Origin of the sequence: Pedobacter sp. KBW01 (assembly GCF_003852395.1) — a bacterium.
Lineage (GTDB): Bacteria > Bacteroidota > Bacteroidia > Sphingobacteriales > Sphingobacteriaceae > Pedobacter.
Window position 1 is genome coordinate 92,181 of record NZ_QAJQ01000010.1, and the last position, 17,651, is coordinate 109,831.

11 protein-coding genes are annotated in these 17,651 nt (G+C 41.2%); 8 read left to right on the forward strand and 3 right to left on the reverse strand.

What is annotated here, in order from left to right:
- The first annotated feature begins 5 nt into the window (after positions 1 to 5).
- The 8 genes from DBR40_RS11070 to DBR40_RS11105 all read left to right on the forward strand — a co-directional run bounded on the left by DBR40_RS11070 (position 6) and on the right by DBR40_RS11105 (position 13,268).
- Positions 6 to 1,394: a RagB/SusD family nutrient uptake outer membrane protein gene (locus DBR40_RS11070; RefSeq protein WP_124559811.1), complete on the forward strand. Its 1,389-nt coding sequence runs from the start codon at positions 6 to 8 to the stop codon at positions 1,392 to 1,394.
- A 78-nt stretch (positions 1,395 to 1,472) separates the two neighbouring features.
- Positions 1,473 to 2,963 (forward strand): TlpA disulfide reductase family protein, encoded by a 1,491-nt coding sequence (locus DBR40_RS11075; protein ID WP_124559812.1) that lies wholly within the window; start codon positions 1,473 to 1,475, stop codon positions 2,961 to 2,963.
- 465 nt (positions 2,964 to 3,428) lie between these two features.
- Positions 3,429 to 3,986, forward strand: a complete 558-nt coding sequence (locus DBR40_RS11080) for an RNA polymerase sigma-70 factor (RefSeq protein WP_124559813.1) — start codon at positions 3,429 to 3,431, stop codon at positions 3,984 to 3,986.
- A 230-nt stretch (positions 3,987 to 4,216) separates the two neighbouring features.
- The gene (locus DBR40_RS11085; RefSeq protein ID WP_124559814.1) at positions 4,217 to 5,161 is read left to right on the forward strand and encodes a FecR family protein; all 945 of its coding nucleotides are present in this window, start codon (positions 4,217 to 4,219) and stop codon (positions 5,159 to 5,161) included.
- A 208-nt stretch (positions 5,162 to 5,369) separates the two neighbouring features.
- Positions 5,370 to 8,603: a SusC/RagA family TonB-linked outer membrane protein gene (locus DBR40_RS11090; RefSeq protein ID WP_233603857.1), complete on the forward strand. Its 3,234-nt coding sequence runs from the start codon at positions 5,370 to 5,372 to the stop codon at positions 8,601 to 8,603.
- A gap of 13 nt (positions 8,604 to 8,616) precedes the next feature.
- Positions 8,617 to 10,140, forward strand: a complete 1,524-nt coding sequence (locus DBR40_RS11095) for a RagB/SusD family nutrient uptake outer membrane protein (RefSeq protein WP_124559816.1) — start codon at positions 8,617 to 8,619, stop codon at positions 10,138 to 10,140.
- Complete coding sequence (locus tag DBR40_RS11100) at positions 10,134 to 11,990, forward strand: alkaline phosphatase (protein ID WP_233603858.1); 1,857 nt, start codon at positions 10,134 to 10,136, stop codon at positions 11,988 to 11,990. The genes DBR40_RS11095 and DBR40_RS11100 overlap by 7 nt, the downstream gene beginning before the upstream one ends.
- Before the next feature lie 375 nt (positions 11,991 to 12,365).
- On the forward strand, positions 12,366 to 13,268 hold the full coding sequence (locus DBR40_RS11105) for a metallophosphoesterase family protein (protein ID WP_124559817.1): 903 nt from the start codon (positions 12,366 to 12,368) through the stop codon (positions 13,266 to 13,268).
- Positions 13,269 to 13,391: 123 nt separating this feature from the next.
- Here the strand turns inward: DBR40_RS11105 and DBR40_RS11110 are convergent, their stop codons facing one another.
- From DBR40_RS11110 to DBR40_RS11120, 3 genes are all read right to left on the reverse strand, one after another.
- Complete coding sequence (locus tag DBR40_RS11110) at positions 13,392 to 14,729, reverse strand: hypothetical protein (RefSeq protein ID WP_124559818.1); 1,338 nt, start codon at positions 14,727 to 14,729, stop codon at positions 13,392 to 13,394.
- A gap of 159 nt (positions 14,730 to 14,888) precedes the next feature.
- Positions 14,889 to 15,977, reverse strand: coding sequence for a hypothetical protein (locus DBR40_RS11115; protein ID WP_124559819.1), 1,089 nt, complete (start codon positions 15,975 to 15,977; stop codon positions 14,889 to 14,891).
- Positions 15,978 to 16,074: 97 nt separating this feature from the next.
- Positions 16,075 to 17,376 carry a hypothetical protein gene (locus DBR40_RS11120; protein ID WP_124559820.1) on the reverse strand — a complete coding sequence of 434 codons (1,302 nt, stop codon included), beginning with the start codon at positions 17,374 to 17,376 and terminating at the stop codon, positions 16,075 to 16,077.
- Positions 17,377 to 17,651: the final 275 nt, after the last annotated feature.

A 17,651-nucleotide genomic window follows, 5' to 3' on the forward strand; every position in this document is an offset into this window, starting at 1 on the left:
GAATCATGAAAATTAACAATATGTTTTTCAAAAAAATAATGGCATTAGGCTTGGTTTTAATGGCATTGTCATCATGTAAAAAGTTCGTTGAAGCCGATTTGGCTAATAACCTCATCGCTAAAGAAGATGCTTTTACCACTGATAATTCGGCAACCAGTGCCACCTTATCACTATACTCATATTTTTCAACTTTAGATAATTTACGCAATACGACCTGGTTGGGCGGTTTACTGGCCGATGAGTTGCAGAATACTACTTCAAATGCTGATTTAATTCAGTTTTCGCAAAATGTGGTGGTACCAACTAATAATGTGGCTACAAGTAATGTTTGGGGTTATTCTTATCAAACCATCAGATATTGCAACCTGATTTTGGATGGTATCGGCCGCTCAACCGGAATGACTACACCAGTGAAAAACCAGTTAAGTGGTGAAGCTAAATTTTTCAGGGCTTTAATGTACTTTAACCTGGTAAACTTTTACGGTGGGGTGCCCATTACTTCAGAAGTTAACGAACTGGATAATGCTTTTAAACCAAGGGCTACAGCTGCCGAGATTTATGCACAGGTTTTCAGCGATTTAAAAGATGCGCAAAACCTGTTGCCTACCACCTATGCAGGTAGCACAGCATTAAAGGTTAGGGTAAATAAATGGGCAGCAACAGCACTGCTTGCTAAAGTTTACCTGTATAATAAAGATTACGCAAATGCCGAGGCCGAAGCTACCAAAGTAATTGGTTCGGGTACCTACAACATTGCTACTTTGTCGAATACCTTTATCAATACCAGTAGCGAAACCATTTTGCAGTTATCAACCTTGTTTGGTGCATCGGCATTTAGTACTTACCGTACAACGAGTTCGGCTGCTAACGTAGCACCACCGGCTTATGTGTTGTATAATAATTTTACTAAAGATTTCGAGCTGAACGACAACCGTAAAACCTCTTGGGTTGATTCGACCACTTTTAATGCCGTTAAATATTACCGGATTAACAAATATAAGGTACAAGCGGCCACAGCGGCTACTTTGGGTAATGAGTACACGGTGTTGTTACGTTTGGGCGAACAATACCTGATCAGGGCAGAAGCCAGGGCACAGCAATCGAATATCAGCGGTGCGCAGGATGATATCAATGTAATTCGCACCCGTGCAGGTTTGGGCAATACTACTGCTGCAACGCAAAGCACCCTTTTAACTGCCATTGCCAAAGAACGGAAACTGGAACTTTTTGGCGAATACGGAAACCGTTGGTTCGACTTAAAGCGTACCGGAACTGCTGATGCTGTTTTAGGTGCATTAAAACCGACCTGGAAAACAACCGCGCAGTTATTGCCAATTTCAGCAGATCAGATTTTACTCAACAACAAATTGACCCAAAACCCGGGTTATAACTAACTAATTTAAATTTAGGCTACCTGGAATTTCAATTTCAGGTAGCCTGATGTTTTCATAAAAGATAAAATATAAAGCCATATGAAATTATTAAAAACCGCCTGCTCGGTACTGTTATCGGTAGTTGCTATCAATGCAGCACAGGCGCAAAACAGCAAACCTGCCGATACACTGGTTCAATATCTGAACAAACTTGTCGTATCTAAAGATTCGGCCGATAAAAAAGTATTAAGAGCCAGATTAGCTGATTTATCGGGTGCTAAAACTGAAAAGGAAGTGCTAACAGCTGCAAACTATTACTACCGTATAGGTGATACCAAGAAATCAGAAGCGATTTATGGCGATATCGCTACACGTTTCCCATTGGGTACGCAGGCCAGAAGTGCGGCCTCGAAAGATTTTTATCTGCTCAAAACTGCTGCAGAAGCTGAAACGGCTTACAAAGCCTGGATTAAAAAGTTTCCGCCAGCAATGTATGAAAATACTCAGGTAGACGACCGCCTGGCTTACGATTATGTTAGAGCTAATGTAGCCAGTAAGTTTGCCGCTGAAAAAAATGTAGCCAAAGCAAACGAATATGCTAACATGCTCGAAGTTGATTTTTGGAAAGGTAATGCCTACTCAGGGCTCACCAATGCTTTTTATAAAAATGGCGATTTGGCCAATGCCGAAATTTATGCCAAAAAAGGAATGGATAATGCATTTTCTTACATAGATGGAAAAAAAGGAAATGAGAACTGGGCTAAATTTTCGGCTTCGGGTTATCCGGGCTTAACCAGTACTTATGCCAATATTTTATTCGAAAGGAAAAAGTATGTTGAGGCTTTGAAATATTCGGAAATGGCCTATAAAAAATCGACGAGCTTAAGCCCAAGCTTAAACTACCGCTATGCGCAAATTTTAATGGGATTGAACAAAAACCAGGAAGCATACGATAAGCTGGAAGAAGTAGTTAAAGCAGGTAAAGCCACACCAGAAATGGCTGCCGATTTTAAAAAGCTTTATGTAAAAGTAAAGGGTAATGAAAGTGGTTTCGATGCGTATGCTGCAGCCATCAGGAAGGCTTATTTAGAAAACCTGAGCAAACAATTAACCAAAGATATGGTAAAAGAACCTGCTGCAGGTTTCACGCTGACCGATTTAAATGGTAAACAAGTTTCTTTAGCCGATTATAAAGGTAAAATTGTAATCCTCGATTTCTGGGCTACCTGGTGCGGTCCGTGTAAAGCTTCTTTCCCGGCAATGCAAATGGCGGTAAATAAATACAAAGATGATGAAAACGTAAAATTCCTTTTTATCCATACCTGGGAAAAAGTAGCTGATCCGGTTAAAGATGCTGGTGATTACATTAAAGGTATGAAATACTCGTTCGAAGTATTGATGGATGTTAAAGATGCGGAAACCAAGGTAAATAAAGTGGTAAGCAGTTACAAGGTAAACGGTATCCCAGCTAAATTTGTAATTGATGCAGCCGGAAATGTAAGGTTTAAATTAACCGGTTTTGATGGGAGTAACGAAGCCGCTGTTGATGAGCTGAGCATGATGATTGATATGGCCAAGGCCAAATCTTAAATTTTAACAAAGTCAGGCCTCTAAAGCCTGACTTTGTTGTTTATAGCCCTTAGTGTTTTTGGCTATTTGTCTATGGTTTTGCCACGGATGCACGGAAAAGAGAATCGTCAAAGAGATGCTGAAATACATCAAAGAGATGCTGAAATAAATTCAGCAAGACGGTAAGTGAAGTAGAGGCATTAAGTACACAAAGTCTGTTTTTCCGTGCTTTCTGAGTCTCCGTGGCTATTTGTTTATGGTTTTGCCACGGAAGTGCAGGATAGCACATTTTGCGTTAAAAACGCTTTGTTATCCAACGCTCGTTTGGAAACGAGCGTGAGCTAAGATTTATTTCAACATCTATTGTAAGGCCCTGAAATAAATTCAGGGTGACGATCTTTTAAATAGCTAAAACCTCAGTGTTTAAGATTTGTTAATATTAAGTGAATATAGGTGCGCTAGTTTTGCTGGGTAAATCCTGCACCCTTGAGTAATACACTGTTTTTATCGCTGAAAGAAGATGATCACCGGGCCATGGAGCAGATTTACCATGCCCATTGGGAATCGGTTTTCGATGCGACATTTAAAAGAATTGGCGATGAAGCCATAGCTCAGGATATTGTTCAGGAGATTTTTATCACCCTTTGGCAAAACCGTAAAACCATCGAAATTCAGGGCGAACTGGGCGCATACTTGCATGGCGCCGTAAAATACAGGGTAATTAACCATTTTCGCTCAGTGGCCATGCGCGATGGACATCAGACCGAATTTGCCTTTTTAATGGAGGGGAAACATACCGCTGCTGCCGATTCTGAACTGATGATGCAAGATGCCAACAGGGAAGTGGAGCAGGCATTGGCACAGCTGCCAGATCGCATGCGACTGGTAATAGCCATGAGCCGAAAAGAAGATAAAACAATTAAAGAAATTGCCAGCGAACTGGATGTTTCGGTACAAACCGTTAAAAACCAGATTACAGCTGCAATGAAAATCTTAAGAAAAAACCTTTCGTATATTCTGTTTCTGGCCTTTCTGATCTCTTAATTAGGTTAACTGTTTAAATTATATAAACTGGTTAACTGCCCGGTCCCAAAACAATCTTTTACTGCCAGACCTTCAATTAACCGATTAACCAGTTTGAACAATTAACCTTTAAAGCAATTAACCGATTAAAACAATTAATCAGTTAATCTTTAAAACAGTTAACCAAAACTTAACTTACTCGTAACATCTTTGGTTAGTACCCTTTTGCATTTGGATTGACATCTAATCAAATGGCAGAAGAACAGGCAAAACAATTGCTGCAAAAATATTTAGACGAAAACGCTGAACCAGCTGAGGCCAGACAGGTAGAAGAATGGTACAACCTTTTGCAAAAGGAAGAACTCGATTTACCTGCCAGCCGTAAAGCTGCTATTGGCGAAGAAATGTTCCTTAACCTCAGGGCAGCAATGAACGGGAAAGTTAAAACCCGTAAAATATTTAGTCAATCGATCTGGTGGCGTACAGCGGCATTGCTGGCCATAGTGGTATCTATTGGCTTCGCCATTTGGAAACTAAACAGCGTTACTCCCAACAATCCACAGGTTGTAATTACCACAAAAGCGGGTGAGCAGAAAACGATCTTATTGAGCGATGGATCTGAAATTACTCTAGGGCCTTCGGCGCGCGTGGTTTATCCAAAACAGTTTGCTGTCAACAGCCGTAAAATTGCACTGGTAGAAGGCGAAGCATTTTTCTCGGTTGCCCACGAAGAAAACCGGCCATTTACGGTACAGGTTAAATCGGGGCTCGATGTTAAGGTGTTGGGTACTTCGTTCAGGGTAAGTGCTTACGCGAATAATCCAAAGGTGAAAATTACTGTGGCAACTGGTAAAGTGGCTATCAGTAAACAACAGCAATTACTGGGAACGCTGGTAAAGGGGCAACAACTCGAATACAATAAGGCGAACGGACATGCGGCCATCCACCAAAGCAAACACGAAGAATACGTAAAAATCAGCTTCGATGGCGAAACGCTGGCACAGGTAGCCCGAAAAATTGGTTACATATATGGCGTTAAAGTGGTTTTAACCAATAAAACAATTACCGGCCTTAAATGCCGCGCCAGTTTTACCAGCAAACAAAGCCCTGAAGAAATTCTCGATATCCTATGCAGCCTGCACCATCTGAGGTTCAGCGCCGCTAAAAACCATAAAACATTTAAAATATATCCATAATGAATACATAAAGCCAACAACAGACTGGTTTGCGATTGCGTTCAGGCCAGAAATAATTTAAAGCACATTATAAACAATACAATCAATCAAACAAATGAAAACAACCTCAGCCAAGAGGACATCACACCTTTATCGGATCATGAAATATTCATGCTTAACATTTTCAATTATCTGCATATTCTGCAGTTCACTACTGGCATCAGCTGGCATGGCCCAACGCTTAGAAAAAAGTAGTGTAACCATTAAAATTAGTAAAGGCCGCAGGCTTAACGAAATTGTAAAAGAAATAGAGGCCGCATCGGGTTTAAGTTTCGTTTACAATCCCGATTTGCTTCAGGAAAGAAACACTTTTGTAAGCGGCGACTTTAAAATGGAGCCTGTTCGCTCACTTTTAGATAAATTAGGACTTAGCGTTGTAGAAAAAGGCGATTATGTAATTCTGAACAATGCTACTTTCAACAAACCCGATCGCATTGTAACCGGTGTGGTAAAAGATTCGAGCGGCGTTACGCTTCCGGGGGTTTCGGTAAAAGTAGTGGGCACGCAAAGCGGTACCATTACCGATGCCAATGGTGCTTTCAGGATTGAGGCCAGTGCGCAAACGGTTTTGTCTTTCTCCATGATTGGCTACAGAACCAAAGAAGTAACCGTGGGCGAAAACCCGATAATTAATGTTACGCTAATTGAAGAAAGATCGAACCTGGGAGAGGTAGTAGTGGTAGGTTACGGTACGCAAAAGAAAGAGACTTTAACCGGCGCCATTAGCATTGTTTCGTTAGATAAGTTATCATCACGTTCGGTAAACAGCGTAGGCGATGTGCTTGCAGGTAAATCGCCCGGCGTAATTGTGACCAATGAAGGTGGCGACCCAACTTCTACGCCGCGGATCAATATCCGTGGATCGGGTGGACTTAACGGAGAAAGTGTATTGTATGTAATTGATGGATCGATCTTTTTAGGTACTCCACAGCTTAACCCGAATGATATTGAGTCGATTTCAGTATTAAAGGATGCGGCAGCCGCAATTTATGGCGCGCGTGCATCGGGTGGTGTAGTACTGATAACTACTAAAAAAGGAAAGAGCGGTAAAATGCAGGTTAGTTTTGATGCCAAATTAGGGCAGCAAAGTGCCTGGAGAAAGTTAGAACCGTTAAATGCCGAGCAACGCGCACAAGTAGCCGCAACTGCAGCTAAGAATGGTGGAACAACCATTTTACCAGCTTTTGATGCCAGCAAATACCCTGACGGACAGGTTACCCGTACCAACTGGATGGATGAGGTATTTAGAGATGGATTATTGCAGGATTATAATGCAGCCATAAACGGTGGAAATGAAAAATCGAATTTTTACCTGAGCTTCAATTACCGTAATGCGGAAGGAATTGTATTGAACACCAAAACCCAGCGTTACAATTTTAGAATCAATTCTGAGCACGAGTTGGCACCTTGGTTAAAAGTGGGCGAGAACCTATCATATAGCAGTACCAATGGCAATGGCGCCAACACCAGCAGCGATTATACCGGTGCACTTTTATCAGCCATTTATTACCCCACAAATGGTACACCTTACACTGCCAATGGTAGTTTTGCAGGTTTACCTGGCGGTCAGTATGCAGGCGATTATGGCGATATTATTAACCCTGTTGCCGAATTACAGCGTATTGATGTTAACAATCCCGTTAACGTATTGGTGGTAAATCCTTATGTAACCTTAAAATTGGCCAAAGGTTTAACTTTCCGGTCAAATCTGAGCATTACCAAAAGAGATGCCACCTATAAGAGTTTCACTCCGAAAAGACCCGAAGTAGGTAAGCCAGTATTGAGCAATAGCCTGCAACAAAGCAGCGATCAATCAAGCGACTTTCTTACTGAGCAGGTATTGAGCTATAAAGAAATTTTCGGTAAGCACAGTTTAGATGTTACTGGTGGCTATACTTTCCAAAAGACAAAAAACAGCGGATTGAGTACGTCAGGTGCTGGTTTTGATGATGAATCGCCGCAGTACCGTTACCTGGCCAATGCAACCGTAATCCAGCCTTCATCAAGTTATTATAATGCCAACGCGGTATCATCGTTGTTTTTAAGGGCAAACTATAATTATGGTGAAAAGTACCTGTTGTCGTTAATTGGTCGTCGTGATGGTGTATCGTTACTGGCAAAAGATAACAGAACCCGTAATTATGTTTCTGCATCGGCAGGATGGTTAATCACCAAAGAAGATTTTCTTAAAGATGCCAGTTGGTTAAACGAATTGAAAGTAAGGGGCAGTTACGGTATACTGGGTAACCTGGGTAGTCTTCCTCAAACGGCTGTTAATCCTTTGCTGGCGGCAACTCAAAGTTATTTCGGACAAACCCCAACGCTACAAACGGGTTATGTATCGACCATATTAGCCAATACCGGTTTGACATGGGCAGAGAGTAAACAAACTAACTTCGGACTTGATGTTACCGTATTGAACAGATTGAGTTTAGTAGCGGATTATTTTATTAAAGATATTGATAAGATGATTTTAACCCGTACACTTCCAGGTACAGCGGGTTTAGGTACGCAAACCATCAATGCAGGTAAAGTTAGAGATAAGGGGATAGAATTAGGCTTAACTTATAACAGCGATAAAAATGCAGCTTTTACCTATTCGGTTAATGCAACACTCACTAAAATAAACAACAAGGTAATCAACCTTGGTGATGGATTGCAGAACATTGCAGTAGGTACCAATTTCCGTAACGAGCTTGCACCACTTTCGATCAATGTTGGTCAACCTTTGTATAGCTATTATGTGTTAAAAACTGAAGGGATTTTCCAGTCGCAGGCCGAAGCCGATAACTATAAAAATGCGAGCGGACAAAAAATCCAGCCGAATGCGAAAGCCGGCGATTTTAAATTTGCCGATTTAGACGGCAATGGTTCAATTGATAGTAAAGACCGTTATTTTGCAGGTAGTGCCTATCCCGATTTTTCTTACGGATTGAGCTTTAACGCCAGCTATAAAAACTTCGATTTTAACATTTTTGCACAAGGCGTACAAGGCAACAAGCTTTTCAATGCGGTAAAAAGAACTACCTACAGCGCAAGTGGACCATCGTACAACAAACTGGTAGGTATTTTAGATGCCTGGTCGCCAGAAAACCCTGGAGGTAAAGTGCCGATTATCTCAACCAGCGACAGCAACGGTAACTTTAACGCATCTGATTTTTACATCGAAGATGGTTCGTACCTACGCATCCGCAACGTAACCCTGGGTTATAGCCTGCCAAAACAATTGACCAGTAAACTTAGAACAGGTGCCATCAGGGTATATGCAACCGCCAACAACCTGTTTACCATTACCAATTATTCAGGTTTCGACCCCGAAATCGGGATGGATAACAATGGTTTGGATGTTGGTCGTTACCCACAGGCCAGAAGCTTTATCCTTGGTTTAAGTGTTAATCTTTAATCTCACACAAAAAATGAAAACGAATATAAAATACCTGGCTGTACTTGCCGTAACCATTTTCGCCTCGTGCACCAAACAGCTCGATATCGTACCGGAAGGTTCGCCATCGGCACAAAACTTTTGGAAAACCAAAGAAGATGCCATTAAAGCGGAAGCCGGCATGTTCGAAAAATACAACGAAGAAGATTATTATGGTCGTGGAATGTTCTGGTTTATCAATGCCAGCGATGATATGGTAACTGGTCGTAACAAGCCGGAAGCCGATAACATTAAAAACTTTAACCGGAGTTATATTGGCGGTGGCTATACCGAATCGCAATGGAGCATGCGTTATGCCATTATTAAAAGGGCTAACGATATCATTACCAATGTACCCGGCATTACAATGGATGAAACGCTTAAAAAGCAGATCATTGGCGATGCTTACTTTAACGCTGGTTTGGTGTATTTCCAGCTGGCAGCTAATTATGGTAACGATAAAGCCGGTGTGCCCATTGTTACTCCTGATGCCAATCCTGCCATGGCCGTACCTCGCGCTAAAAACGTAAATGAAAATTACGATTACATTATTGGGCTCTTGTTAAAAGCGGCCGATAACCTGCCATATTTTAAAGATATGAAAGCTACAGATTATGGAAAAGCACATAAAACGGCTGCCTGGGCATATTTATCGAAAGTGTATTTGTACAAAAAAGACTATGCCAATGCTGCAAAATATGCCGATATGGTAATCACTTCTGGTCAGCACGATTTAATTACGACCAGCTTTGCTGATGTTTTTAAAGCTTCAAACAATTGGTCAAAAGAGTACATCTGGTCGGTAGTGTGTACGCCTAGCGGCGGTGGTACTGGTTGGGGCAGTAAATTACCGGGGGTAATGCTTACCAACAAAGCCTGGGGTATTTACAATGGCTGGGGTTATTACCTGCCTACAAAAGAACTTTACGATTCGTACGAAGTTGGAGATCAACGTCGTGAGGCTACCATTTTAAAACCAGGCGATAAGTTTATGTTTTTTGGTAGCGAGCGTAGTTTTACCAAAGATGCGGGGGCAACTTCTGATTACCAGTTTAAAAAATACATGGAGCCATTTACTTATGCCAATCCGATTCCTACGCACGTTAACCCGAATGGCGATAACGGAACTACTGATTTAAATGTACCTTTAATGCGTTATGCAGAGGTACTTTTAATCAAGGCCGAAGCAGCAATTAATTTAAGTGGTGCAGGTGCGGGCGATACCGAACTGAATAAAATCAGGGTGAGGGCAGGGCTTACTACAAAATCGGGTATGACGATTGATGATTTAAAACGCGAAAGACGTAATGAGTTGGCTGGTGAATGGGCCGACCGTCACCGCGATTTGGTAAGATGGGGAGATGCACAGGCGGCTTATGCCAAACCTTTGCACAATTTGGATGGCAGCGTTATCTGGCCAGCCAGAAATTTCAACCCACAGGTACATGATGTTTGGGCGGTTCCACAGAGAGAGATCGATAACAGCGCCGGAACGATCAAACAAAATGCAGGATGGTAAAAAGAAGTAAATTAATTTGGTTATTGTGGCTTACAGGGTTGGGTTTTCAGCCCCTGTTTGCCCAACAGAAACTAACCGCCAATCAGGCGCATAGCCACAACGATTACAAACAGCAAATACCGTTATTATCTGCTTATTATGCAGGTATGGGTTCAATTGAAGCCGATATATTTTATCAGAATGGCGAACTGTTTGTGGCGCACGAACATTCGGAGATTAAGCCCGGTCGTACCTTGAAGAAACTTTACATCGATCCGCTGGTGGCATTGTTTAAAGAAAACGGTAATCATGCTTATCCCGATGCTAAAAAGAAACTGCAACTGGTAATTGATATTAAGGAGGATCACGAACACGCCCTGCCTGAACTGATTGCTGAGCTCAAGGCGTATGGACCTATCTTCGACCGGAAACAAAACCCCGATGCCATAAATGTTGTCATCAGTGGCGATGTGCCTGCTGCCGATCGGTTTCAGGATTATGCTGAAATCATCTCTTTTGATGGTCGTCCGTATAAAAGTTATACTACAAGCCAGTTAACCCGTATTGCAATGATTAGTGATGATTTGGCAAATTATGCGGTATGGAATGGAAAAGGCACGCCTACACCACCCGATTTGAAAAAACTGACTGATGTAGTGGCTAAAGTGCACCAAATGGGTAAACCATTTCGTTTCTGGAACACCAAAGACAGTCCGAACAGTTGGAAAGAACTAGAGAAAATGGGGGTAGATTGGGTAGGTACCGACCACCCCGAGGCTTTAAAAGCTTTTTACCAGAACAGAAGCAAGCTCGAATATACCAGCCCTACAGCTTACAATCCTTATCTGCCTACCTATAAAAGCGATGGCATACAAAAGAAGGTAAAGAATGTAATCTTTTTAATTGGCGATGGTATGGGATTAGCGCAGATACAGGCCGGATTGAGTGCCAACTTCGGCCAATCGAATATGATTAATTTAAAGCATATCGGGTTTTCACGTACTGAGGCTTCCAATTCTGATTTTACCGATTCGGCGGCTGGTGCAACTGCTATGGCTACTGGTTATAAAACCAATAACCGCTACATCAGTGTGGATGTACAAGGTAATAAACTAACTTCAATACCCGATACGCTGGCCAAATTTGGTATCAAAAGTGGCATTATCAGTAGCGGCGATATTACCGATGCTACACCAGCGGCTTTTTATGCACACCAGATAGAAAGAACGATGAGTAAAGAGATTGCTGCGGATTTGGAAAACAGTCATGTAGATATATTGGTGGGTTCGAACCGCAAAAGCTTTACCGAAAACAGTGATGCCAAACTAATGGATAAACTGGCTCAAAAGGGATATACCTACCGTAAAACATTGGATGAATTTGCAGCAGCCAAGGCGGGGAAGCAGGTAGTGCTTTTGGCTGATTCGGTAACACGCAGGGTGTTGGATGGGAGAGGCGAGATGCTTAAAATATCTTTGTTAAAAACCATCCAGCTGCTTTCGGCTAATGCTAAAGGTTTTTTTATCATGGCTGAGGGTGCTCAGATAGATCATGGCGGCCATGCCAACGATCTTCCTTTCGCGGTAACCGAACAACAGGATTTCGACCGTTTGGTGGGAGAGGCCATCAAATTTGCTGATCGGGATGGGGAAACGCTGGTAATTGTAACTGCCGATCACGAAACTGGTGGCTTATCGCTTTTAGATGCTTCTTTTAAAAACGGAATGGTAAGGGGCAATTTCAGTACCGACGACCATACCAATATTATGGTGCCTGTATTTGCTTACGGACCTGGTGCTACCGCTTTTATGGGGGTGTATCCGAACAATACGATTTTTAACAAAATTATAAAGGCTTATCAGTTGAAGTAGGCCTGGAGGATTGAAAATCCTCAGCTCGTATGGTCTGGAAAACATTTCCAGACCATACGATTAACACTGTATTTTTCTCCGTGTTTTCTGTGTTTCCGTGGCTGGTAAAGTAAGAATATAATAATTTATGTTTTGCCACGGAATCACGGAGCGCACGGAATGAATAACTCATTTAGAATCGTTATCCTGAATTTATTTCTGGCCGTCATTGCGAGTCGACTTTTTCAGTGGCGAAGCAATCTTTCATGCTATTTTTTGTTTTCTGTTCTATCCTGAAAGATTGCTTCACGCCTCCGCTCAATCCCTGGCATCAGTTCGCAATGACGATAGGCTTGATTTAACATTCAATACACATTCAAAAACTAAATTTGAACCATGCAAAGAAGAACAGCATTAAGAAACATAGGCGGATTATTTTTACTCCCTTCAATAAGTATCGCTGCCGGCACTGCAACTAAAGCACCCGTACTGCGTGTGGCGCACCTTACTGATATTCATTTAAAGAACGATTTGGGGGCTCCTAAAAAGTTTACTAAATGCCTGCACCATGTGCAGCAACAGGAACCAAAGGTAAACCTGGTTTTAAACGGTGGCGATATGGTATTCGATATGAACAAAGAACGTATCGATACGATAAACGATCAATGGAAATTGTTTATGGATACCGTTAAAAACGAATCGGCTATTCAAACGCAATACTGTTTGGGCAATCACGACATCTGGTGGAATGAAGCCAGCAAAGCGGATGCATTTTATGGCAAAAAGTATTCGATGGATAAGCTACATCTGGCTAAACCTTATTATAGTTTTTTAAAAGCAGGCTGGAAATTTATCGTGTTAGACAGCACGCATTTAGATATCGATAATACCTGGTACATTGGCAAATTGGGCGAAGAGCAGTTTAACTGGTTGGCCGATGAACTAAAGGCTACACCTAAGGAAATACCAGTGCTTGTTATGTCGCACATACCTATACTAACAGCGTTGTTGATGATAGAAGATGATATTGTAAACAAGTGGACGATGTTGGGCGGCGATATGCATACCGATACGGCTAAGATCATTAATCTGTTTTACCAGCACCCCAATGTAAAGCTTTGCTTGAGTGGTCACCTGCACATGCGCGATAAGGTAGTGTATAATGAGGTAACTTATCTATGTAATGGTGCAGTATCAGGCGCCTGGTGGAATGGGAACAGGAGGGAAACGGCACCGGGTTATGGCCTAATTGATCTTTTTGCAGATGGCAGTTTTGAAGAAAGTTATGTGAATTATTGATTAGCGTCTGAAGTCGCGAGTCAGGGGTTTGAAACTGAAAATAAAGCAAAAGGCAGGAATCCTCCTGCCTTTCTGCTTTTACAATAAACCTATATGAAAGTAATCATTAAGAAAGCTGAAAGGTTAGAATACAAATTTGGTCCAGCCGCTTGTCCAGTTCGCGGTACCCGTAGGAATTGCACCATTACTTCCTCCCGTAAAATCAAGTGTTAAAGCAGAACCAGGTGTATTATACCAGGGTTGGATAACACCAAATGTACTGGCGTTGCTCGCATTAACGACCAGCGTGTTAAACCCGCCGGTATAAGCACCCACCGATACCGTTATCGAGCTAACAAAACCATGAACAGCAGTGTTGGTAATGGTTGAAGGACTTGCGGAAGCATCTGCATCAAAAACAATGCCTCTGGGGTAGCCGCTTACTATTGTATTGTATAAATCTATTTCCGAGCCCCTACGCTCACGTATACCAAAACGGTAACCTAAACCCAGAATAGCGCTGGTGTTTTCTGTTCCAAAAATGCTTAAGTTAATTAAGGTTGGATGTGTTTTAGGTAATAGGCTAAAAGTAGGATCCTCTGCAGGTGTATTGTTATCCGATTCGATACCATTCGAATCACTGTTGCCTCCACTAATGCTGTGCAGTGTATTTTTGTCTGCAACCGCAATGGCGTACTGTATTGTTCCATTATAACCGTTGTTAAAATCGAACTGATCATCAAAAGAAGCCAGAGCCACTAAATTATTCGCATTAACTGTACCACCAAAAAAATCGAATGCATCGTTAAAGCCATAAGAAACCTGTACATGATCGATGGTAGTACCACTGCCAACAGCCCCAAGGGTTAAGCCGTTAATTTCCTGATTTGGAGCTAAAGTAAAACCCGCATATTCAATACGCACGTATTGGAAGGTACCACTATTATCTGTAGCATTCGTACCACCATAATAAAACTGGGGTAGGTTTGGCAAACCATCAAGGGCTTTTGTGCCAGTGTTTATCGGTGCATTACCTAAAATGGCAACACCACCAAAATCGCCGGGTGTACCTGCCGTAGTGGGGTTAGTATCCAGCAAATAACTGCTGGTAAATACAATAGGATCAGTAGCGGTACCAACAGCATTAATCTTACCATCTTTTGCTATAACCAATATCCCATTTTGTACGCCTATTGTATTAACCGATGCTTTAATATAAGTACCTGGCTCGATAGTTAAGGTGGCTCCGTTTCTTACGGTTACTACGCCGTTTAATTCGTAAACATTTCCTGCTGTCCAGGTCGTATTACTGATAATATCGCCACTTATTGCTACCACAGGGTAAGTTGATTGCGGAAAATAATCAGCAGCCGAAGTGCTACGCTTATTAAATGCTGCAGAATTAGGTTCATTTTTTTTGCAGGCAGTAAAAGAAACCGCTACAATGGATAATAGACTGATTAAATTTTTAACGTTTTTCATAGGTTTAAATTTTTTTGCTAGTGAGAGGAGCTCTGGTGTGTTTGAATACTATAGCAGATAAAAGAACATAATCAGGCTTTTTGGTAATAAAAAGGCAGGAATTTCCTGCCTTTTTGCTTGATTTTGATATAATAAATGGTGATAACACCTTTGATTTCTTTATTGAAAATATTGTGATAAGTCGGTTATTTTACCTGAAAAATAAGTGCTTCTTGTACTCGCCAAAACATTTTTAGAATCATTTATCACAAATAATTTCGACTTACCCGCATCAAAAATAATTTCACCATAACGGCCATCGTTTGGTTTAAACGGGAAGGTAGCCAATACAAAAGGGGCACTGGTTGTAGTGTAGGGGACAGTATTGGTACCTTTTTCAACAATATCAAAACTGTAAATATAATCGGCATTGGGTAGTGGTGGAAGTTCTATCTGGCTAAAAGATCCATCTTTAAGCAAACTAACTCTAAGTTCGGGCATTACTTTTGTCCCGGCAGTAGCATATGCTGCAGTTGACAGTGGTTTAAGTCTGGTGTAAAAAACAAGATCTACATCAACATTTTTAAATTGTACAGGAAATGTAGTTTCAAATTTAGCCTTAACCATCATATTGGCTGTATTTACTGGCGGATCGAGCTTTACATTATCTGCTATTTTGATTCCATCAAAGAAGAAATTGATGTTCTGGCGTGGAATAGCCGATTCGATTGTCTTGGTCAAAAGAACAGCTGTTTCACCCTTTTTGCGTACAGTGATTTCGCGCGTAGTACCTTTATCAATCAGGATAGGCGATACGTTGTTTATCTTACCGGTACCAGAAGCAAACACATTTCCATCCACTAAAAATTCGAGCTCGCCAGATAGCGCGAAGCCTTTAATTTCTAACGTAACGGAATTATTATATATTTTAGTGCCATCGTAAAAAATACTAATGTTCTGATCGAACGGAACTGCAGTTATAGCTTTGCTGAGTAATATTTCAGTTGCGCCCTTTTTTCTAACCATTAAGACCGCATTTTGATCTTTTACTGAAAGTAAAGTTTTAAGGTTAATGCCACCGGTGCCTGCCTTTGTATCGCCTACAACACTGTCTTTATACAGGTATTCCAGATCAACAGTAGTGCTTCCGGTAATGCTTAACTGGATAATTTTTGGTGGTTCTGGCTGAAGAAGTTCTGCTTTGCGGCAAGAAAAACTTAAGGCAATAACTGCAGAAAAAAAGAAAAGGGTAAAAATTTTTAGTTTCATGTTGAGGGTAATTAGCATTTAAAAACAGGTTTATCCTGTTTTTATAATCAAGAGACTATACCCTTGCGGGTACAGCCTCTTTGATTAAGAGAGAAAATTAATAAACAAGTTTCGACCAACCGGCAGCCCAGCCTGGTAAAGTAACTGTGGCCGGAGTACCTGGTGTGTTGTACCATGGCTGGCTTACACCAAAATAACTTGCGTTAGTTCCGTTAACTACCAAAGTGTTACCACCACCATCAACATAAGCACCAACTGCTGCTGTAATTGAGCTGGTGAAACCGTGAACAGATGTATTTGTGATATCGGAAATACTTGCGTTTGCATCAGTATCGAAAACGATACCTCTTGGGTAACCAGAAACAATTACATCAATCAAAGAAATTTCCGAACCTCTACGTTCACGGATACCATTGCGGTAACCTAAACCTGCTATGCCGCTGGTGTTTTCGGTTCCGAAAACGCTTACATTCTGTAAAATTGGATGCGTTTTAGGTAATAAGCTAAAAGTACCGTCTTCAGCAGGTGCATTATTATCCGATTCGATACCGTTCGAATCGCTGCTACCGCCGCTTGTGCTGTGTGTAGAATTTTTATCCGCAATGGCAACTGCATCAGTTAATGATCCGGTAAAACCGTTGTCAAAATCAAACTGATCATCATCAGAAGCTAAAGCAATTAGGTTATTTGGGCTAACTGTACCACCAAAAAATTCGAATCCATCATCTAAACCGTAAGAAACCTGTACGTGATCGATAGTAGTACCGCGACCTACACCACCTAAAGTTAAACCGTTAACTTCTACGTTTGGTGCCAATTGGAAACCAGCGTATTCAATACGAACATATTGGAAAGTACCGCGGCTATCTTCGTCATTGTTACCACCGTAATGGTATTTATCTTCGTTAGCTAAACCTTCAATCAGCTTATCGCCAACATTGATTTTTGCATTACCTAAAATAATTACACCACCAAAATCGCCAGGGATGCCTAATGTGCTTGCATCACCATCTAATAAACGACGGCTTGTAAATACAATCGGATTTTCAGCTGTACCCACAGCATTGATTGTACCATCTTTTGCGATAACCAAAACACCGTTTTGTACACCAGCAGTATTAACAGATGCTTTGATGTAAGTACCTGCCTGGATAGTTAAGGTTGCACCGTTTCTAACCGTTACTACACCGCTTAATTCGTAAACGTTTCCTGCTGTCCAGGTAACAGAGCTGGTAATGTCTCCGCTAACAGCCACTACTGGCAACGATGATTGTGAATAATCTGCTGCCGAAGTGCTGCGGTTAGCAAATGAATCATTACCACCTTCGTTTTTTTTACAAGCTGTAAATGAAACAGCAACAATTGATAAAAGACCGATTAAACTTTTGAAATTTTTCATTTTCGTTTTTTGTTTTTCATAGGATATTATTTCATATCCATGTTTTCTAGGTTGATTTTTTTAAATCATTAAGGCAGTTCTATTTTAATTTTTATGTTTTTTTGAAATAAAATACATTTTATGCCTAAATGGGGTGATTTTTTTTATCTTAGTGTTTCTTATCGATTTAACTAAGCATTGCCGTTAAAATCCCTTGGTTTTTAACTTAGGTTTTTAAAATATTTGGGCTTTGTCCTGATCTGCCGTTCTAAGAGAAATGATCGGTTTAAACGAAG